This is a genomic window from Halopseudomonas oceani, from assembly GCF_002903165.1.
Taxonomy (GTDB): Bacteria; Pseudomonadota; Gammaproteobacteria; order Pseudomonadales; family Pseudomonadaceae; genus Halopseudomonas; species Halopseudomonas oceani.
The window spans coordinates 278,534-298,361 of sequence record NZ_PPSK01000004.1 but is presented as its reverse complement, the minus strand read 5'-3'; the positions used below and the strand labels follow the sequence as shown (position 1 = coordinate 298,361).

Genomic DNA, 19,828 nt, shown 5'->3' with positions numbered 1-19,828 from the left:
GTATGAAAAGTCATGTTTTATCATACCTTTTGCTGTGGCAACGTATGTCCATTGAAAACACCGGCGCAGACGCGCCCTTCGCCGATTTCCCGTGAGGCAACTGCATGCAGGATCACAGCACACAACAGCTCGCCAGCCAGCTCAAGCTGGATGCGCACTGGATGCCATTTTCAGCTAACCGCAACTTCCATCGTGACCCGCGCCTGATCGTTGCGGCGAAGGGCAGTTGGTTGACCGACGCAGATGGACGGCAGGTATACGACAGCTTGTCGGGGCTCTGGACCTGCGGTGCCGGACACTCGCGCAGCGAGATCCAGCAGGCGGTAGCCCAGCAGTTGGGGACGATGGATTACTCGCCCGGCTTCCAGTTCGGCCACCCGATGTCGTTCCAGCTGGCCGAGCAGATCGCTGCCAAGCTGCCGGGTGATCTGAACCACGTGTTCTTTACCAACTCCGGCTCCGAGTGTGCCGACACGGCGGTGAAGATGGCGCGTGCCTACTGGCGCCTGAAAGGTCAGCCGAACAAGGCGCGGATGATTGGTCGCGCCCGTGGCTATCATGGCGTCAACATCGCCGGCACCAGCCTTGGCGGTATTGGCGGCAACCGCAAGATGTTCGGCCAGTTGATGGAAGCCGATCATCTGCCGCACACCCTGCAACCGGGCATGGCGTTTACCCGCGGAATGGCCGAGACCGGCGGTGTCGAGCTGGCAAACGAGATGCTCAAGCTGATCGAGCTGCATGACGCCTCCAATATCGCGGCGGTCATCGTCGAGCCGATGTCAGGCTCGGCAGGTGCCATCGTACCGCCCAAGGGCTACCTGCAGCGTCTGCGCGAAATTTGCGATCAGCATGACATTCTGCTGATTTTTGACGAGGTCATCACCGGTTTTGGTCGCCTTGGCTGCTGGACCGGCGCCGAGTACTTTGGCGTCACCCCGGACATCATGAACCTGGCCAAGCAGATCACCAACGGTGCCATTCCAATGGGGGCGGTGGTTGCAACCAGCGAGATCTACAACACCTTCATGCAGCAGAATGCCCCGGAGCACGCGGTCGAGTTCGGTCACGGCTACACCTATTCGGCGCATCCGGTGGCCTGCGCTGCCGGGCTGGCGACGCTGAAGCTGCTCGAAGACGACGCTCTGGTGCAACAGGCTGCCGAGCTGGCACCACACTTCGAGCGTACATTGCATGGCCTGCAGGGCGCGAGTCACGTATTGGACATTCGTAACTGCGGTCTGGCGGGCGCGATTCAGCTGGCGCCGCGCGGCACCGATCCGACCATTCGCCCCTTCGAAGCTGGCATGGCGCTGTGGAAAGCAGGCTTTTATGTGCGCTTTGGGGGCGATACTCTGCAGTTCGGGCCAACCTTCAATGCGCGGCCAGAGGATCTGGATCGTCTGTTTGATGCCGTGGGCAGTGTGTTGAACACGCTGGACTGATCATTTTACGGCTGCCTGCGCCGTGGGCAGCGCCATGTTTCTCAGGAGCAAATTATGACCAACGTTACCCACTTGATTGACGGCCATCCGGTGGCTGGTACTGGCCGCAGCGCCGATGTGTTCAACCCGTCCACCGGCGCGGTCAGTGGTCAGGTACCGCTGGCAGATGATGCCGTCATCCAGCAGGCCATCGACTCGGCCAAAACTGCATTCCCTGCCTGGCGCCGTACTCCGGCGGCCAAGCGTGCGCAGATCATGTTCCGCTTCAAGCAGTTGCTGGAAGAGAATGAAAACGCCATCGCCGAGATGATCAGTGCCGAGCATGGCAAAACCATTGAGGATGCCATCGGCGAACTCAAGCGCGGTATTGAAAACGTTGAATACGCCTGCGCCGCCCCGGAAGTTCTCAAGGGCGAATACAGCCGCAACGTCGGTCCGGATATCGATGCCTGGAGCGACTTTCAGCCGGTTGGCGTGGTTGCCGGCATCACCCCGTTCAACTTCCCGGCCATGGTGCCGCTGTGGATGTACCCGCTGGCCATCGTCTGCGGCAACTGCTTCATCCTCAAGCCGTCCGAGCGTGATCCGAGCTCAACGCTGTTCATCGCTGAACTGTTGCATCAGGCCGGTCTGCCCAAGGGCGTGCTGAACGTCGTTCATGGCGACAAGCAGGCAGTCGATGCGCTGATTGCCGCGCCCGAGGTCAAGGCGCTGAGCTTTGTTGGCTCGACTCCGATTGCCGAATATATCTACGCTGAAGGCACCAAGCGCGGTAAGCGCGTGCAGGCGCTCGGCGGTGCCAAGAATCACGCCGTACTGATGCCCGACGCTGACTTGGACAACGCCGTCAATGCACTGATGGGCGCGGCCTACGGTTCGTGTGGCGAGCGCTGCATGGCGATTTCAGTGGCGGTTTGTGTGGGTGATCAGATTGCCGATGCACTGGTCGAGAAACTGGTACCGCAGATCAAGGCACTGAAGGTCGGTCCAGGCACCACCTGCGGTCTGGATATGGGACCGCTGGTTACCGGTCAGCATCTGGACAAGGTCACCGGCTATGTTGAAGATGGCCTTAAAGCCGGTGCCGAGCTGGTGGTTGATGGTCGCGGGCTGAGCATCGACGGCCACGAGCAGGGCTTCTTCCTTGGTGGCTGCCTGTTTGACCGCGTGACTCCGGAGATGCGCATCTATCAGGAAGAGATCTTTGGCCCGGTGCTGTGTGTGGTGCGGGTGAACAGCCTGGAAGAGGCCATGCAACTGATCAATGAGCACGAATACGGTAACGGTACCTGCATCTTTACCCGTGACGGAGAATCCGCGCGGCTGTTCTGCGACGAGATCGAAGTCGGCATGGTTGGCGTCAACGTGCCGCTGCCGGTGCCGGTTGCCTACCACAGCTTTGGCGGCTGGAAGCGATCGCTGTTTGGTGACCTGCATGCCTATGGCCCTGACGGAGTACGTTTTTACACCCGCCGTAAGGCCGTTACCCAGCGCTGGCCCAAGCGCGCGAGCCATGAGGCTGCGCAGTTTGCCTTCCCCAGTAATGGCTGATTGACCGTTCGTCCACAGGCCGCCTTCGGGCGGCCTGTTTCGTTTTTGGAGCAAATGCTAATCTTATTCGCATGGTTGCCGATATAGGGGGCCTGATCGCACGATGAGAGCTTGGTGTTAGCCAGGGCCCAGGGAGCAGCGCCCTTGCGTCAGTTGTCATTTCCATCACGTCAGCGGGTTCAGGAGAGAACAACCAGGCATGCCAGATAAGAATAAGGCGGATATTCACCGCAGTGAGCAGCGTCCCGAGTTCTGGGATCTGTCTATGCGCTGTTGCCAGTTGGCCGGAGCGGTCGACATTTGCTTTTTCCTGATTTTTCTCTGGCTCGGATCACCGATTCTTGCCTGGGTTAACGTCATCAGCGTAGCCATGTATGTCTACGCCTATCAGGCATTCCGCCGACGTCGTAACTACCTGGCCGTCATGCTGATTCGGATTGAGGTACTGGTGCATGCTGCGCTGGGTACCCTGCTGATTGGCTGGGACAGCGGCTTCCATTACTTCCTGTTGATGTTCATCCCCGCGTTGTTTGCCAGCATGCACCGACGCAGCGCCTGGATTTTCGCAATCTGCCTGTGGGCCTATTACGTCGGCATGTATGTGTTGATGTGGTTTGTAGAGCCGCTGCAACCGATAGCGCCCAAAGCGTTGCTGTACGTGAACATCTTCAATTTCACTGTCGTCTTCCTGATGTTCGCCTACCTGACCATGTACTACGTGGTAACGGTCACCCGCGCGCACCGCCGGCTGGCGCGCATGGCGACCACCGACCCGCTGACGGGCCTGTTCAACCGTCGCCATATGGTCGCGCTGACCGAAAAGTTGCTGGCCCGTGAGCATCGCGAACCCGGCAATCTGAGCCTGATGCTCATGGATCTTGATCATTTCAAGGAGATCAACGATCAGCACGGTCATGAGTTGGGTGATCGGGTTCTGGAGCGGGTGGCTGAGCTGCTGCATACCCAGGGGAGAGAACAGGATTTCGTCGGTCGCTGGGGCGGGGAAGAGTTTCTGTTGGTCATGCCGGAAACCGACCCAATCCAGGCTGTTGCAGCCGCAGAGCGCATTCGTGCTGCGGTACAAGCGCTTGACTGGAGTGATCTGCAGCCTGGTTTGCAGGTCACCCTGTGTGTCGGCATCAGCCAGTTGGATGAGCAGGAGAGCTTCAGTAGCGCGATTGCTCGTGCCGATCGGGCGCTTTATCGTGGCAAGGCGCAAGGCCGTAACCGGGTGGAGCAAGCGGTGTCGGGAGAGGTTGACCCTGCACAGGCTGACCTGCTCACTTGACGGTCTAGTCTGCGTCCAGCGACGGCCCGATCATCGCGGCAACCTGATCATAGACACCGGGGCAGGCGACCAGGTAGGGGTTGCCGTTGAGCAGCCCATCACCGCGCAGGAAGTTGTTACTGCGTCCGCCGGACTCGGCCAGCAGCGCCAGGCCGGCGACGCAGTCCCAGCTTTTCAGGCAGGTCTCGTAGTAGCCGAGTAGTCGTCCCGCTGCCACATAGGCCGTCATCAGCGCACCAGAGCCGTTGCGCAGGAACATCCCGCCCGCATCCAGTAGTCTGCCCAGAAACGGCATGAAATGCTGCTTGCCCTCGGCGTAGAAGGTACCGACGCCAAGTAGGCCTGCGCGCAGGTCCTGCGCTTCACTCACCCTCAGCGGTTGATCGTTGACCCAGGCGCCGAAGCCGCGACCGCCATGGAACAGTTCGTCGTGGTTGGGATCGGCGACCGCCCCTATGCAGGGCACGCCATCGACCAGCAGGCCAATGGAGACACACCAGTTGTGCAGGCCATGCAGGAAGCAGGCGGTGCCGTCGATTGGGTCGATGACCCAGACGCAGCGCGCATCCAGTCGCTCTGCGCCAGTCTCCTCGCCGACAAACCCATCGGCGGGGAACGCCTTCATCAGTTCGGCACGGATGAACATTTCCAGCTCGCGGTCGGCAGCACTGACGACATCCTGGCTGAAGCCGCCCTTGTGCTCGACTGCCAGCAAATCGCGCTGACGGTATAGCCGAAGCCCTCGCTGTGCTGCCTCACGCGCCAGTTGGCAGGCTAGTTCATAGCGACTGCTGAGATCGGAGTTGGGAGTGTCTTGCATATCGGCGGCCCGGCTTGGTGAAAGCGTGGAGCCTACTCAATTCAACCGTTTATGGTAAGGGGCAGTACGGCATTTTGCGCTGCGGTTGCGTCGCAATGTCAGCAGCGGGCGCGTTAACTCGTGCTCGAGTTCGGCGCGGCTCTGACCGACATCCGCCAGCATGCGATCGTCCAGCCGCAACAGCTGGCGGCAGGTGCGCCGGCGGCGCAGTGCAGTCCGCAGTTGCTGAAGCAATCCTGTGGTCATGGTCAACTCTCCGAAAGGTGCGATGACCTATATTGGCGCTGGCAGTAAAATCGATACAGATGTAGATTTAATCTTTTTGTCGATACAGATGTGGCGCCTGCGCGCGCTGTATTGCCTTTTTCAAGTTTATCTGTATTGGTTTTGTCGAGTTTTGGAGGGGCTGTAGTGAAGCGCTATGAACAGGTTGCCCAAGCGCTGCGTCGGCGGCTTGAGCACGGGTTTTATCAGCCGGGTGACCGTCTGCCGTCGATTCGTGATCTGTGTACGGAGTTTGCGGTCAGTGTATCGACAGTACAGACCGCCTACGCGGAGCTTGAGGCGGCGGGGTGGGTAGCTGCTCGTCCAAAATCTGGGTATTTTGCGTTGGCGCGCAACCGCCCCGGTACGCTACCGGCAGTGAGCCGCCCGGCGCAGCAGCCGCTGGAAGTATCGCAGTGGGATCAGGTGCTGGCCCTGGTCAATGAGGCGCAGGAGCAGGGTTGCCTGCTGCTCGGTGGCGGCTCGCCGGATACGACCGCTGACACGCTCAAGGCCCTGCGCAGGGGGCTGTCACGACTGTACCAGCGGCCCAGCTCCGAGCAGGACAATTACGACTCGCTGCTGGGCAGTCCGCTGTTGCGCCGGCAGCTGGCCCGCTTGGCTGGCGCTTCGGGCACGGTGCTGCACGAGGATGACATCGTGATCACCTCTGGCTGCCAGGAGGCCCTGTCGATAGCCATCCGCACGCTCACCAGGCCCGGTGATGTAGTTGCCGTTGACTCCCCCAGCTTCTACGGCAGTATGCAGACGCTTAAGGCATGCGGACTCAAAGCGCTGGAGTTGCCGACCGACCCGCAAACCGGTATCAGCCTGGAGGCGCTTGAACTGGCGCTCGAGCAGTGGCCAATCAAGGCGATCCAGGTGACACCTACGCACAACAATCCGCTCGGCTACACCATGCCTGATGCCCGCAAGCGGGCGTTGGTGGCATTGGCTCAGCGCTTTGATGTGGCCATCGTTGAAGACGATGTCTACGGTGACCTGGCCTATACTGCGCCGCGGCCGAGAACGATCAAGTCGTGGGATGACGATGGCCGAGTGCTGCTCTGCAGCGGCTTCTCAAAGACCCTGATACCGTCGTTGCGACTGGGCTGGATTGCCCCCGGTCGCCACCGGGACCAGGCCCTGCACATGAAATATGTCTCGACGGGGGCAACGGCCACGGTGCCGCAGCTGGCCGTCGCCGAGTTTGTCGAACAAGGCTATTACGAACGCCATCTGCGCCAGGTCGTACGCACTTACCAGCGCAACCTTGACCGGATTCTGGGCTGGATTCATGCACTGTTGCCGGCTGACTGTGCCGTCAGCCGCCCGCAAGGCGGCTTCGTGTTGTGGATAGAGCTGAAGGGGTTGGATTGCGTGCGCTTGAACGAAAGGTTGCGTCTGCGCGGCGTTCAGGTTGCACCCGGTGTGCTGTTTTCGGCCTCAGGTAAGTATCGTGACTGTCTGCGGATTAATATCACCCGAGCCGATGCCGAACTCTACGCCGGGCTGGAGCGGATGGCCGATGAAATTGTTGCGATGCGAGGAGAACAGCAGGCCTCGGAGTGAGGCCCGCTGCTTTTCGGTCAGGCGTTGCTGGAGACGCAATTGGGTTCGGCGGTAAACGTGCGTGAGCTGTCGACGTTACCCAGACGGTCCAGTGTGCGACGGCCGAGCAGCACCGGATAGTGCATGTTGCTGCGGTCGCGCAGCGAAAACTCTTCATTCAATCGCTCGCCGGCGATGCAGACATCCATCCGCACCACCGGGCGTTCTTCCGAGCCGCCGGCGCCGCGAACGCGCAGGTCCCGCTCCAGCGGACGTTCGAAGATTTCACTGACGACGTCCTCCGACTTCACGTCTTCCAGCGCCACCTTGAAGCGAACCCACTGCTCACCATCGCGCTCGAAGCGTTCGATGTCTTCGGCGTGCATGGACGAGGTGAGGGCGCCGGTGTCGAGTTTGAACTTGACGGTCATGTCTGCCGGTTCGATCACCCCCTGCTCGATCCAGCCGAGATTACGGGGGGTGTCAGCCAGCGCGGCCGGTGTTGTGGTTGCGGCGGCGGTGATAAGGGTTGATACGAACAGCGTCTTGATCGTTGAAGGCATCGGGATGTCTCCTGTTTGCAGCCATTTCAATATGCACTAATCGAATGACCACAAGATGCGATAGAAAATTCCATTGCATCAAACAGGAACTGGCTCGTTTGGGTTGTTGGTGCGGGTCGGCTCAAGGGCAGAACCGACCCGCAGCGGCTATTGCGGGGTGAGCCGGTAGAGGCCATTGTCGATGTCAGAGGCGAAGTACACGTGGCCCTCCGCATCGACTGCCAACGCTGTGGGGATACCGGTTGGCGGCATACCCGGGCCCGGCTTGAGGCCAAACGGCAGGTGCTCGGCCGCCACCTCGGATTGGCCGGTCTCTGGGTCGATAATCAGCAGGCGCTGGGCGCTCGGCTCAGCCACCAGCAGGCGGCCGTCGGGCAGCTGGGCAAGTCCTTCCGGCAGGCGCAAGCCTTCGGCAATACTGCTCAGTTCGCTAGTGGCTGGATTGAAGCGGCTCAGGGTGCCGCTCATTTGCGTCAGGTAGACCATGCCGTCGCCGGCGCGAATCATTTGTACAGGCCCCTGCAGGCCGGTCAGGACGTCGTTGCGATCGCTCAGGTCCGTGCCAGAGAGGCGCAGCAGCTTGCCGGTTCCCATCTCGCTGACCAGGATGCTGCCGTCATCCAGCTCAACGGCCGCCGACGGGGCGTTGAGATGATGCACCATCGCCAGCGTGCTGTTGTCGCTGCGGCTGATCAGTTGCAGGGTACCGGTCGAGAAGCTGGTAACCAGCAGCCGCTCACGGCCGAGGCCGACGTTGATTGGGTACTCGGCGTCTGAACCGTGGGCGCGGCGCAGGTCAGTCACCTTGCCGCTGGCGGTGTCGACGGCGCGTAGCGAGAAGACGTCTGCGATATACAGGGTCTTGCCGTCTTCACTCAGAGTCAGCCCCGCCGGGACGGCCAGCTCGCCGCCGACAATCTGCCGGGCTTCGCCGGTCTGCGGGTTGACCCGGGTGATGCGGTTGTTGGCCATATTGGAGACGTAGATGTTGTCCTGCGCGTCCAGTGCCAGATTGTCCAAAGCGCTGTCCAGCTGGGCGACGACTCGGGCTTGCCCGTTGCTCTGATCAATGAGCTTGAGTTGGCCGCTGAAGGTGTCGATGGCGTAAAGGTTCCCCTTGGAATCGAAGTTGGCGGCAGCCGGCGTCTTGAACTCGCTGGAGATGACCTTGATTTCGCCATCGGCGGGGTTGATGCGCACCACCTGCCCCTTGAACCAGAGCGGGCCATACAGCCAGCCATCGGCACCGACCTCAAAGCCGTTGAAGCCGCCCATTTCCTTGGCGATCAGCCGTGGCGGTTGCTGGCCGTTGCGGTCGATCTCCCAAAGCGCATCGCCGAGAAATACCTGGCTGGCATAGAGCGCACCGGTTTTATCGTTGAAGTCCAGTGAGTTGATGCCGGGCAGATCGGTCGCCAGCACCTGAATCGGGGCGTCATCGTTTTCCCTATACAGCACGCGGCCGGAGTAGAAGCCGGTCCAGGCCATTTCACCGTTCGGGCCAATGGCTATGTCGTCGGCCTGGCCGTCGTCTGGACCGATCAGGGTACTGACGCTGCCGTTGTCGATGTCTACCTGGTAGATGCTGTTACCAACCACGCTGCCGGCGAGCAGGCGTCCCTGCTTGTCGACGGCTAGGCCGTGAACGCCCTTGAACGGCGAGGAGGCGACGATAACTTCAGGGTTGGAATAACTGGTGGCGAGGGCCAGGGGAGCCAAGCTGAACAGCCCGGCGAGGGCAAGTGCCCGCATGGGAAACGTCATCTGCGATCTTCCTTGTTGTTGTTTTGCTCCGATTCTAGACCCAGATTGCCGCCCGTGCGGGCGGCATCAACTGGTTTGATGACGGCGGATAAGCAAGCTCTGAAGCGGTGAGCGGACTTCAGACGGACTGTTTTTAATCAAACGGCGGTTAGACCGGCTCGCTAGCTTCCTCCAGCTCCTCACCAATAAACCCACCAGACTGCCGTGCCCAGAGGCGGGCGTAGACACCGTCGTGAGCGATCAGCTCGGCGTGGGAGCCCTGCTCGATGATCTTGCCCTGCTCCATGACCACCAGCCGATCCATCTGCGCGATGGTCGACAGGCGGTGGGCGATGGCGATGACGGTCTTGCCGTCCATCAGCCGGTTCAGGTTTTCCTGGATGGCCGCTTCGACGTCCGAGTCTAGCGCCGAGGTAGCCTCATCGAGAATCAGGATCGGCGCATCCTTGAGCATGACCCGGGCAATGGCGATGCGCTGGCGCTGGCCACCGGACAGCTTGACGCCGCGCTCACCGACGTGGGCGTCGAAGCCGAAGCGACCTTTGGCGTCCTCCAGGCCGGCGATGAACTGATCTGCCTCGGCGTTACGAGCGGCGTTAAGCATCATTTGCTCATCCGCATCAGGGCGACCGTAGAGGATGTTGTCGCGCACCGAACGGTGCAGCAGCGAGGTATCCTGGGTGACCATACCGATGTGTTCACGCAGGCTGTCCTGCTGGACCTCGGCGATGTTCTGACCATCGATCATGATGCGCCCGGCCTCAACGTCATAGAAGCGCAGCAGCAGGTTGACCAGGGTCGATTTACCGGCACCGGAGCGGCCGACCAGGCCGATCTTCTCGCCGGGTCGGATATGCAGGTTGAGGTGATCCATCACGCCGCCACCCTTGCCGTAGTGAAACTCCACGGCCTCAAAGCGGATGTCACCCTGCGTTACGCGCAGCGGCTGGGCAGCCGATAGGTCGTTGACCACCTGGGGCCGCGAAATCGAGTTGATGCCGTCCTGCACGGTGCCGATGTTTTCGAACAGCGCCGATAACTCCCACATGATCCACTGCGACATGCCCCATAGACGCAGTACCAAGCCCACCGCGACAGCGACAGCGCCGACGCTGATGGTGCCCTGCACCCATAGCCACAGTGCCGTTCCGGCCACACCCAGCAGCAACAGCGCGTTGAGGATGTACAGCAGGGTGTAGAGGGTCGTGACCAGCCGCATCTGCTTGTACACGGTGACCATGAATTCGTTCATGCCCTCGCGCGCATAATCGGACTCGCGCCGGGCGTGGGAGAACAGCTTGACGGTCTGAATATTAGTGTAGCTGTCGACAATCCGCCCGGTCATTACCGAGCGGGCGTCGGCCTGTACGCTGGCGACCTGACCCAATATCGGAATGTAGTGGCGCATCAACAGGATGTAGCCGGCCAGCCAGGCCAGCATCGGCAGGGTCAGACGCCAGTCGGCCATGCCGACCAGTACCAGCGTGCCGATGAAGTAGACGGCGATGTAATTCAGGACATCGATCAGCTTGATCACGCACTCACGCACGGCCAGTGCTGTTTGCATCAGCTTGGTGGCAATTCGGCCGGCGAACTCATCCTGATAGAACGCCATCGATTGTTTGAGCAGGTAGCGGTGCACCAGCCAGCGAATGCGCATCGGGTAGTTACCCATCAGCGTTTGATGGGTGGTCAGGCTGTTGAAGAAGATCAGCGTCGGCAGTGCGACCAGCACAATGAACGCCATGCCGGCCAGCTTCCAGCCCTCGTTCTGCAGAAAGGTTTCGCGTGTCTGCGCCGACAGCCAGTCAACGATATTGCCGAGAAAACCGAACAGCCACACTTCGGTGATGGCGATACCGGCCATCAGGACCGAGGCGATGATGATGTAGGGCCAGGCGCCGCGGGTGAAGTGCAGGCAGAAAGGCAGCAGCTTGCGCGGGGGCTCGCTCAGCTCTTCAAGGGGAAACGGATCAAGACGGTTTTCGAACCAGCGGAACATGCGAAGGCCTGCAGATTAACAAGGAGGGCGGGCCGAGCATTATGAGCGCCAAGGCGGCGGGTCTCAAGCGGACACGGCATGCCGTGTCCGCGTTTGAAAGGAGACCCAGGCGCAGTAGGAACACGACAGGTCGTGTCCGGCGCCCCGGCCCTCCCGAAACATCAATCCAGCGCTTGCAGGATCTTGTCGGCCAGCACGCGCGAGCCTGCAGCGGTCGGGTGGATGCCATCGCGGGTGATGTAATACGCCTCGCGGCCGGCAAAGTCAGCGCGTACATCAACAAATTTCACGCCCATGCCGGGGTAGGCGGCGGCTTTGTAGTTCATGCTGTAGTTGTTGATATCGTGCAGGTCTTCGGCACTGCCAACGGCGTTGTAGTACCCCAGAAAGATGATCTCTTCGATGCCGTCATTACGCATCTTCTGCACCAGCGCAGCGATGCGGTTTTCCAGATCGTTGAGCAACGGCATGCAGGCGCTCAGCGAGGGACGGCAGCTGTTGAGCTGAATGTCGTTACCGCCGCCGTTGAAGATCACCGTGCGAATGCCACTCTTGTCGGCCCGCGCATACTGGTTTTCAACCGAGTAGAGGCGTGAACAGAGGATGTTACCGCCGGTCAGCTGGCAGCCGGAGCGGGCGTAGGTATCGATGTTTTCGTCCAGCTCGGCTTCCAGGTTCTCGTGAATGTCTCCAGACAGGGCAAAGATCGAATCGCCGAGAATCATAGTGTCCGGTTGGCTGATGCCGGGATTGCTGGCCATTGCGGGAATGTTGAACAGGGCGCTAAGGGCGAGTGCGGCCAGGCCGCGTTTGAACAGAGTGTGCATGTACGTTCCTTCTTGTTGTTGTGCTGAGCCGTCTCCAGTAAGGCGTAATTCCGTATTGAAACAAAAGGAGACATTTTGTTGTTGTGCCTCGTGCATGTTAGGCACCGCTGTGCGCTGAACAAGCACCCAAACGGGCGAGAAGAGAGGAGCGTTGAGTGCACCATTGCGGACGCTGTGGCAGTGGACTGCACCGCACTGGTTCGTGCAGAGGCAACGGATATAGTTCAAGACGACGCTAGATGTTCGTTTAAATATTAAAAATATCAGTGCGTTACATAGGTGCTTGGCGCGGATTCAGGATGTGGCACGGCGGTTGCTTGCGGGGTTTTACAGCCAGCTATGACAGCCAGGCTTATTGCTCGGGCAGGCGTTAAACAGCGTCAGATCCGAGCAGCACAATCTGAGAATCAAAGGCAAAGGCGCCTGCAACTGGAGACAGTTGCAGGCGCCTTTTTTGTTGTCTGCGTAACCGCGGACCCGTGACTGAGGACAGGCCATGAATGCGTTCGTTGCCCCAATCAAGAAAGAAACGCTGATCATCATCGGCAATGGCATGGTGGGACACCATTGCATCGAGCAGCTCGTCGAGCAGGGTGCACTTGCCCATTATCAGGTGCACGTGTTCGGCGAAGAGCGCCAGCGGGCGTATGACCGTGTCCATCTGTCGGAGTACTTCGGTGGGCGTGATGCCGAGTCGCTGGCGCTCTGCGCTGCGGACTATTACAGCGAGCACGGCGTGCAGGCACATTTGCATGAAGCGGTGCTCGAGATCGACCGCGCGCAGCAAGAGGTGGTCACCGCCAACGGCCGCATCGCCTATGACAAACTGATTCTGGCCACCGGCTCCTACCCCTTTGTGCCGCCGATTCCGGGCGCTGAGGGTAACTCACGACTGGTTTACCGCACGTTGGATGATCTGGATGCGATTCGTGCGGCGGCGAGCGGTGCGCGCCGGGGCGTTGTGGTCGGTGGCGGCCTGCTCGGGCTGGAAGCCGCCAACGCGCTCACGTCGCTGGGGCTGGAAGCGCATGTGGTCGAGTTCGCGCCACGGCTGATGCCGGTGCAGCTGGATGACGACGGCGGTGCCGCGTTGAAAGCACGGATTGAAGCGCTTGGCGTTGGCGTGCATTTGTCTCGCGCGACCAGCGAGATCGTCGCTGGTGACGACTATGCCTACCGCATGAACTTCGCTGACGGCGAGTCACTGGAAACCGACCTGATCGTGTTTTCTGCCGGTATTCGTCCGCAGGACACCCTGGCGCGCTCTGCCGGGTTGGCCGTTGCCGAGCGGGGCGGGGTGGTGATCGACGACGGCTTCTGCACCAATGACCGGGCCATCTTCGCCATCGGCGAATGTGCGTCCTGGCAAGGCCGGGTATTCGGTCTGGTTGCGCCGGGGTACAGCATGGCGCGCAATCTGGCAGCCAGTCTGGTGGGGCGTCCGCACGAGGCGTTTTCCGGCGCGGACATGTCGACCAAGCTGAAACTGCTGGGCGTCGACGTCGGCTCCATCGGCGACGCCCACGGCGCTACCGAAGGGGCGCGCAGTTACCGCTATATCGACGATGTGACCAACAGCTATCGCCGTCTGGTGGTTTCGGCCGATGGCAAGCGGGTGATCGGTGCGGTGCTGGTTGGCGACAACAGCTACTACGACACTCTGCTGCAGTACGCCCTGAACGGCATCAAACTACCGGCCGATCCGGCCAGCTTGATTCTGCCGGTGGGCGAGGGCGTTCCGACGCTGGGTGCCGATGCGCTGCCCGATACCGCGACCATCTGTTCCTGCCACAACGTCAGCAAGGGCGCGGTGTGCTGTCAGGTCGATGCCGGCTGTACCGATCTGGGTGAACTCAAGGCCAACACCAAGGCGGCGACCGGTTGCGGTGGTTGCGCGGCACTGCTCAAGCAGGTGTTTGAGCACGAACTGTCGGCTCGCGGCGTCGAAGTCGACAAGAGCCTGTGCGAGCACTTCGCGCACACCCGTCAGGAGCTCTACGGCATCGTTCGTGTAGAGAGCATCGAGAGTTTTGAAGAACTGCTGAGCAAGCACGGTCGTGGTCATCACGGCTGCGATATCTGCAAGCCGGCAGTGGGGTCGATTCTCGCGTCCTGCTGGAACCAGCCGATCACCAATCCGGGCCTGATTCCGCTGCAGGACACCAACGACACCTTCATGGCCAACATGCAGAAGAATGGCACCTACTCGATTGTGCCGCGCATCGCCGGGGGGGAGATCACGCCGGAGAAGTTGATCGTGCTGGGGCAGGTTGCCAAGAAATATGACCTCTACACCAAGATCACCGGCGGTCAGCGTATCGACCTGTTTGGCGCCGAACTGCACCAGCTGCCGGACATCTGGGGTGAGCTGATCGAAGCGGGCTTCGAGACCGGTCACGCCTACGGCAAGTCGCTGCGTACGGTGAAGTCCTGTGTCGGCAGCACCTGGTGCCGCTACGGTGTGCAGGACAGCGTAGGTATGGCGCTGACTCTGGAAGACCGCTACAAGGGCCTGCGTTCACCGCACAAGATCAAGTTCGCCGTGTCCGGTTGCACCCGCGAATGCGCCGAGGCGCAGAGCAAAGATGTGGGCGTGATCGCTACCGAGAAGGGCTGGAACCTCTACGTGGCTGGCAACGGCGGCATGCGTCCGCGCCACGCCGAACTGTTCGCGACCGACCTCGACGACGCGACGCTGATCAAGTACATCGACCGTTTCCTGATGTTCTACGTGCGCACGGCGGATCGCCTGCAACGTACCTCGGTCTGGCGCGAGAGCCTGGAAGGCGGCCTGGAGTACCTGCAGGACGTGGTCATCAACGACAGCCTGGGCCTCGGCGCCGAGCTGGAGAGCCAGATGCAACTGGTGGTTGACCGCTACGAGTGTGAGTGGGCAAACGCCATCAGTGATCCGGAGAAACTCAAGCGCTTCCGCACCTTCGTCAACGACGAGCGTAATGATCCGGATATTCACTTCGTCAGGGAGCGCGGCCAGCGTCGCCCGGTCAAGGCTTCCGAACTGCACCTGATTCCCGTTGCCGAGGAGGCCGCGCAATGACCCGTTCCAGCACATCTTCGCAAACCGCTCTGCAGTGGCGCCCGCTGTGCGCCCGTGACGACCTGGTTACCAACTCAGGCGTGGTGGCCTGGCTCGATGGTGAGCAGGTAGCGCTGTTCCACTTGCCGAGCGAGAACCAGCTGTTTGCCATTGCCAACCGTGACCCCAAATCCGGCGCCAACGTGATCGGCCGAGGCATCGTCGGTCAGCTCAAGGGTGAGCTGGTGATTGCTTCGCCGCTGTACAAGCAGCACTTCCGTCTGACCGATGGCCAGTGCATCGAATACCCCGACCAGCGACTGCAAGTGTGGCCCGCCCGCCTGCACGGTGACCGGGTCGAGATTGGGTTGGCGGTCTGAAGCCGTCGGCCAAACTGCGTTTTACCAACTGGAGAGTTGAATCATGTCCTACCTGATCCCAAATGAGTTCGTGACCAAGATGGTCGACTCCGGCGAGTCGAAAATCTTCATGTCGACCCGCGATACCCTGATCCGCGCGTATATGGCCGGGGCGATTCTGGCCCTGGCGGCGGTGTTTGCTGTCACCATCACGGTGCAGACCGGATCGCCGCTAGTGGGCGCCATGCTGTTCCCGGTCGGCTTTGTGATGCTCTATCTGATGGGCTTCGACCTGCTCACGGGGGTGTTTGTCCTGGCGCCGCTGGCGTTGCTGGACAAGCGACCGGGCGTGACGGTCAATGGCGTACTACGCAACTGGGGGCTGGTGTTTGTCGGCAACTTTGCCGGAGCGTTGACCGTGGCATTGATGATGGCGTTTGTCTTCACCATGGGTTTTTCTACCGAACCAGGGCCGATTGGTGAAAAGATCTCGCACATCGGGGAAGCGCGCACCTTGGGCTATGCCGAGTACGGTCTGGCCGGCTGGCTGACCATTTTCATTCGCGGCATGTTGTGCAACTGGATGGTATCGATGGGCGTGGTTGGCGCAATGATCTCGACGTCGGTCAGCGGCAAGGTTATCGCCATGTGGATGCCAATCATGCTGTTCTTTTTCATGGGCTTTGAGCACTCGGTGGTGAACATGTTCCTGTTCCCGTCGGCGATGATCATGGGCGGCGATTTCTCGGTGATGGATTACATGATCTGGAACGAAATCCCCACGGCGCTGGGCAACCTGGTGGGTGGCCTGGCGTTTACCGGTCTGACCCTGTACACGACCCATGTCCGCACCGCACCGACCCGCGCGCTCTGAAGCGGTGTTGCGAGAGTCGATTGCAGATCGTGCCGGCCCGGTGGTGACAACGTTGCGGTTGACGCTGGGGCAGTGCTCCCGCGCTGGCCGCAAGGCGGTCAATCAGGATCATTGTGCAGCGCGGATTCCTGACGGGCCGCAATTGGCCGCCAAGGGCGCAGTGCTGGCGCTGGCCGACGGGATCAGCTCCAGTGCGGTCAGCCAGGAAGCAGCGCAGGCCGCGGTCAATGGATTTGTGCAGGATTACTATTGCACCGCAGACCCCTGGTCGGTAAAGCAGGCCGGCGAGCGGGTGATTAGTGCGCTCAATTCATGGCTGCATGCGCAAGGCAGGCGTAGCCAGTATCGCTATGACCGTGACCGCGGCTATGTCTGCACTTTCAGCGCGCTGGTAATCAAGTCGACCACCGCGCACCTGTTTCATGTCGGCGACGCACGCATCTATCGGGTTCACCGGCGCAGCCTCGAACAGCTCACGGTCGATCACCGCGTCTGGCTCGGCGAGCAGAGTCAGCTGACCCGGGCGCTGGGTATCAGTGACGGGGTGGATATCGACTATCAGACACTGGCGCTGGAGCCGGATGAAGTGTTGCTCATGGCGACTGACGGGGTCTACGAGTTCATCGACCCGGCGCGGGTAAGTGAGTTGGTCGAGGCCTGTAACGGTGACCTGCAGCAGGCCGCCGATGCGCTGGTAGCCGAAGCGCTGGCCAACGGCAGCGACGATAACCTGACTGTGCAATTGCTGCGTATCGACAGCTTGCCTAATGGGCAGGCGGCGGAACTGCACCGCCAGTTTGCCGATCTGCCGCTGCCACCGGTGCTGGAACCGGGCAAGGTGATCGATGGCCTGCGGGTGATCCGTCAGTTGCACGTCAGCGCCCGCAGTCATGTCTATCTGGTGCAGGAGCAGGTCAGCGGTACCCAACTAGTACTCAAGGCGCTGTCGGTCGAGCAGCAGCATGATCGCGCCCAGCTGGAGCGGCTGCTGACCGAGGAATGGATTGCCCGGCGCATCGACAGTCCCCATGTGATGAAAGCGGCGTTGGCGGGCCGACCGCGCACCTGCCTCTATTGCCTGTGCGAATACATCGAAGGCCAGACCTTGGCCCAGTGGATGCGCGACAATCCGCAACCACCGCTGGAGCGGGTGCGCGACATTGTCGAGCAAATTGCCCGCGGGCTGCGCGCCTTTCACCGGCTAGAGATGCTGCATCAGGATCTGCGTCCGGCGAATGTGATGATCGACCCCAATGGCTGTGTGCGGCTGATCGACTTTGGCGCGGTGCGGGTTGCCGGTCTGCTGGAGGCTGGTGTGCAGCACCCGTGTGAGCGTCTCGGCACCGCCCAATACAGCGCACCGGAATATTTTCTGGGCGAGCAGGGTAGTGTGCGCTCCGACCAGTTTTCACTGGCTGTCATTGCCTATCAACTGCTTTGCGGTGGACTGCCCTATGGTGCTGAACTGGCTCGTGCGCAAAGCCGCGCCGCGCAGCATCGGCTGCGTTACCGCTCGGTGCTGGGGCCCCAGCGCAGCCTGCCAGCCTGGCTTGACCCGGTGTTACGCCGTGCCCTGAGCCTGGACCCGTACAAGCGTTTTGACGACCTCTCGGAATTGGTCTTCGAACTGCGTCAGCCCAGCGCTGCCATGCTTGCTGTGGGACGCGCTCCCCTGCTGGAGCGCAACCCGGTGCTGTTCTGGCAGCTCACCTCACTGGGGTTGGGGCTGGCATTGCTGTTCAGTCTGTTGCGCTGAGTCTGCTCGCTTGAGGCTCTGGTCCCATGCCAGCACTGCCTGTGCAACTACTCCGAAGCCGACGCCGACCGCGCAGGTGCCGGCCCATCCGGCGTGGCTCCAGGCACTAACGCCCAGTGCCGAGCCGCTGGACGCTCCGATAAAGTAGCAGGTCATATACACGGCGTTGACGCGCGCCCGCGCTTGCGGCGCCAGCTTGTAAATCACGCTCTGGTTGCTGATATGCACGGCGGGCAGGGCAACATCGAGTACCAGCAGCGCGAGCAGAAAGGTCAGCAGACTACCGCTGCCGAGATACAGACCTATCCAGCCAAGCAGCAATATGCCGATGGCAATCAGGGTGACAGGTTGGCCTAGCCCGCGATCAGACAAGCGCCCGGCCAGGCTCGCTGTGACAACGCCGGCCACGCCAATCAACCCGATCAGGCCGATCTGACTATCGCTCAGGCCGAACGGCGGCGCGGAGAGCAGCAGCGCCATAGTCGAGAACAGGGCACTGACCGAACCAAAGACCAGGCCGCCGAGTACGGAGCGGGTGCGTAGGCGTGGGTGTTCGGCTGCCAGCTTGAGCAGCGAGCGCATCGTCGCGCCGTAGCTCTGAGGGGCGGGATTGCGCGCCTGCGGCAGCACCCGCAACAAAGCGCCGGCCAGCAGCACCATCAGCACCGCGCTGACCTGATACACCGTCTCCCAGCCGCCGATCTCCGACAGCAAACCGGCAGCCGTTCGCGCCAACAGAATCCCGGCCAGCAGACCGCTCATTACCAGGCCGACCGCGCGCCCGCTGCGCAGCGGGTCAGACAGGTTGGCGGCCATCGGCACCAGCGTTTGCGCGGCAACCGAGAACACGCCAGTGATCAGCGTGCCGACAACCAACAGCGAAAAGCTGCCACCCCAGCCACTGATCGCCAGCCCGCTGGCAGCCAATAACATCAGGCCGACGGCCAGTGCGCGCTGCTCCAGTTTGTCGCCCAGCGGCACCAGAAACAGCAGGCCAAGGGCGTAGGCTACCTGGGATAGCGTCACGGTTGTAGCGGCCATCTCCTCACTGATATTCAGTGCATGGGCCATTGAGGAGAGCAGCGGCTGATTGAAGTAGTTGGCGCCTGCGCACAGGCCGGTGGCGGTGGCCATCATCAAGAGGGTTGCGGTCGAGAGGTAGCCGTTTTCGCTGGCGTTTGCCCTAGTGCTCATGCGGCCTGCTCCGGGCTTGCCGGCAGGCAAGCGGTGGCGTCGATCTCGATCAGCATGCCATCCAGTGCCAGTCGCGGCACCGGGATCAGGGTGCAGGCCGGGGCCATATCAGCGCCCGCCGCACTGGCCAGGGCTTCACTGATCAACGCCAATCTGGCTTCGCTGTGGTCAACCACCAGCACTGTCAGCTTGGCGATCTGAGCAAAACGGGCACCGCCGGCCGTCAGTGCCCGCTGTAGGTTGTCCAGACATTGCTGCAGTTGCTCGGCAAAGTCGTCTGACAACGTACCATTGACGTCTTCGCCCCCTTGACCAGCAACGAACAGCCAGCGCGCGTTGGCTGGTGCCAGCATCAGGTGTGAATAACCATTGGCTGAGGGGTCGTACAGACCGATCGGATTGATCGCCTGTAGGCGAGGCATGGTGCGCGTTTGCGGCATGGCAGAGATTCCTTGGAGAGCATCAGTGGAGGAGACCGGCGCACTGTAAAACCTCAGGTTGACTTGATGTCAAGCGCGGTATACTGCAATCGG

At 61.1% G+C, this 19,828-nt stretch carries 16 protein-coding genes; 8 read left to right on the top strand and 8 right to left on the bottom strand.

Going from position 1 to position 19,828, the window contains the following annotated elements; all coding sequences use genetic code 11:
- Nucleotides 1-104 precede the first annotated feature (104 nt).
- The 3 genes from aptA to C1949_RS06960 all read left to right on the top strand — a co-directional run bounded on the left by aptA (nucleotide 105) and on the right by C1949_RS06960 (nucleotide 4,284).
- Nucleotides 105-1,445 (top strand): omega-aminotransferase AptA, encoded by a 1,341-nt coding sequence (gene aptA / locus C1949_RS06970; RefSeq protein WP_104737746.1) that lies wholly within the window; start codon nucleotides 105-107, stop codon nucleotides 1,443-1,445.
- A gap of 54 nt (nucleotides 1,446-1,499) precedes the next feature.
- Complete coding sequence (locus C1949_RS06965) at nucleotides 1,500-2,996, top strand: CoA-acylating methylmalonate-semialdehyde dehydrogenase (protein ID WP_104737745.1); 1,497 nt, start codon at nucleotides 1,500-1,502, stop codon at nucleotides 2,994-2,996.
- 199 nt (nucleotides 2,997-3,195) lie between these two features.
- Nucleotides 3,196-4,284: a GGDEF domain-containing protein gene (locus C1949_RS06960; RefSeq protein WP_104737744.1), complete on the top strand. Its 1,089-nt coding sequence runs from the start codon at nucleotides 3,196-3,198 to the stop codon at nucleotides 4,282-4,284.
- A gap of 4 nt (nucleotides 4,285-4,288) precedes the next feature.
- On the opposite strand, the gene C1949_RS06955 is transcribed toward C1949_RS06960, so the two are convergent.
- Both C1949_RS06955 and C1949_RS06950 read right to left on the bottom strand, forming a co-directional pair.
- Nucleotides 4,289-5,104, bottom strand: a complete 816-nt coding sequence (locus C1949_RS06955) for an inositol monophosphatase family protein (protein ID WP_104737743.1) — start codon at nucleotides 5,102-5,104, stop codon at nucleotides 4,289-4,291.
- Between the two features lie 36 nt (nucleotides 5,105-5,140).
- A complete protein-coding gene (locus tag C1949_RS06950) occupies nucleotides 5,141-5,350 on the bottom strand; it encodes a YjiS-like domain-containing protein (RefSeq protein WP_104737742.1) in 210 nt (69 codons plus the stop codon).
- A gap of 165 nt (nucleotides 5,351-5,515) precedes the next feature.
- Between C1949_RS06950 and C1949_RS06945 the strand changes: the two genes are divergently transcribed.
- The gene (locus C1949_RS06945; RefSeq protein ID WP_104737741.1) at nucleotides 5,516-6,940 is read left to right on the top strand and encodes an aminotransferase-like domain-containing protein; all 1,425 of its coding nucleotides are present in this window, start codon (nucleotides 5,516-5,518) and stop codon (nucleotides 6,938-6,940) included.
- 17 nt (nucleotides 6,941-6,957) lie between these two features.
- On the opposite strand, the gene rloA3 is transcribed toward C1949_RS06945, so the two are convergent.
- From rloA3 to C1949_RS06925, 4 genes are all read right to left on the bottom strand, one after another.
- Nucleotides 6,958-7,482 (bottom strand): retropepsin-like aspartic peptidase RloA3, encoded by a 525-nt coding sequence (rloA3, locus tag C1949_RS06940; protein ID WP_104737740.1) that lies wholly within the window; start codon nucleotides 7,480-7,482, stop codon nucleotides 6,958-6,960.
- Between the two features lie 147 nt (nucleotides 7,483-7,629).
- A complete protein-coding gene (locus tag C1949_RS06935; RefSeq protein ID WP_104737739.1) occupies nucleotides 7,630-9,246 on the bottom strand; it encodes an NHL repeat-containing protein in 1,617 nt (538 codons plus the stop codon).
- A 148-nt stretch (nucleotides 9,247-9,394) separates the two neighbouring features.
- Nucleotides 9,395-11,248, bottom strand: coding sequence for an ABC transporter ATP-binding protein (locus C1949_RS06930; protein ID WP_104737738.1), 1,854 nt, complete (start codon nucleotides 11,246-11,248; stop codon nucleotides 9,395-9,397).
- A 161-nt stretch (nucleotides 11,249-11,409) separates the two neighbouring features.
- On the bottom strand, nucleotides 11,410-12,075 hold the full coding sequence (locus C1949_RS06925; protein ID WP_170063016.1) for an SGNH/GDSL hydrolase family protein: 666 nt from the start codon (nucleotides 12,073-12,075) through the stop codon (nucleotides 11,410-11,412).
- A 496-nt stretch (nucleotides 12,076-12,571) separates the two neighbouring features.
- Between C1949_RS06925 and nirB the strand changes: the two genes are divergently transcribed.
- The 4 genes from nirB to C1949_RS06905 are packed head-to-tail and all read left to right on the top strand — an operon-like array spanning nucleotide 12,572 to nucleotide 18,101.
- Complete coding sequence (gene nirB, locus C1949_RS06920) at nucleotides 12,572-15,133, top strand: nitrite reductase large subunit NirB (RefSeq protein ID WP_104737736.1); 2,562 nt, start codon at nucleotides 12,572-12,574, stop codon at nucleotides 15,131-15,133.
- Nucleotides 15,130-15,492 carry a nitrite reductase small subunit NirD gene (gene nirD, locus C1949_RS06915; protein WP_104737735.1) on the top strand — a complete coding sequence of 121 codons (363 nt, stop codon included), beginning with the start codon at nucleotides 15,130-15,132 and terminating at the stop codon, nucleotides 15,490-15,492. The genes nirB and nirD overlap by 4 nt, the downstream gene beginning before the upstream one ends.
- Nucleotides 15,493-15,535: 43 nt before the next feature.
- The gene (locus tag C1949_RS06910; RefSeq protein WP_104737734.1) at nucleotides 15,536-16,345 is read left to right on the top strand and encodes a formate/nitrite transporter family protein; all 810 of its coding nucleotides are present in this window, start codon (nucleotides 15,536-15,538) and stop codon (nucleotides 16,343-16,345) included.
- Nucleotides 16,314-18,101, top strand: a complete 1,788-nt coding sequence (locus tag C1949_RS06905; RefSeq protein ID WP_104737733.1) for a bifunctional protein-serine/threonine kinase/phosphatase — start codon at nucleotides 16,314-16,316, stop codon at nucleotides 18,099-18,101. Before C1949_RS06910 ends, C1949_RS06905 begins: the two co-directional genes overlap by 32 nt.
- Here C1949_RS06905 and C1949_RS06900 read toward each other — a convergent pair.
- Entirely contained in the window at nucleotides 18,057-19,295 is a 1,239-nt protein-coding gene (locus tag C1949_RS06900) for an MFS transporter (protein WP_104737732.1), read from the bottom strand. The two genes, C1949_RS06905 and C1949_RS06900, sit on opposite strands and share 45 nt — an antisense overlap.
- Entirely contained in the window at nucleotides 19,292-19,735 is a 444-nt protein-coding gene (locus C1949_RS06895) for a RidA family protein (protein WP_229744338.1), read from the bottom strand. The genes C1949_RS06900 and C1949_RS06895 overlap by 4 nt, the downstream gene beginning before the upstream one ends.
- Nucleotides 19,736-19,828: the final 93 nt, after the last annotated feature.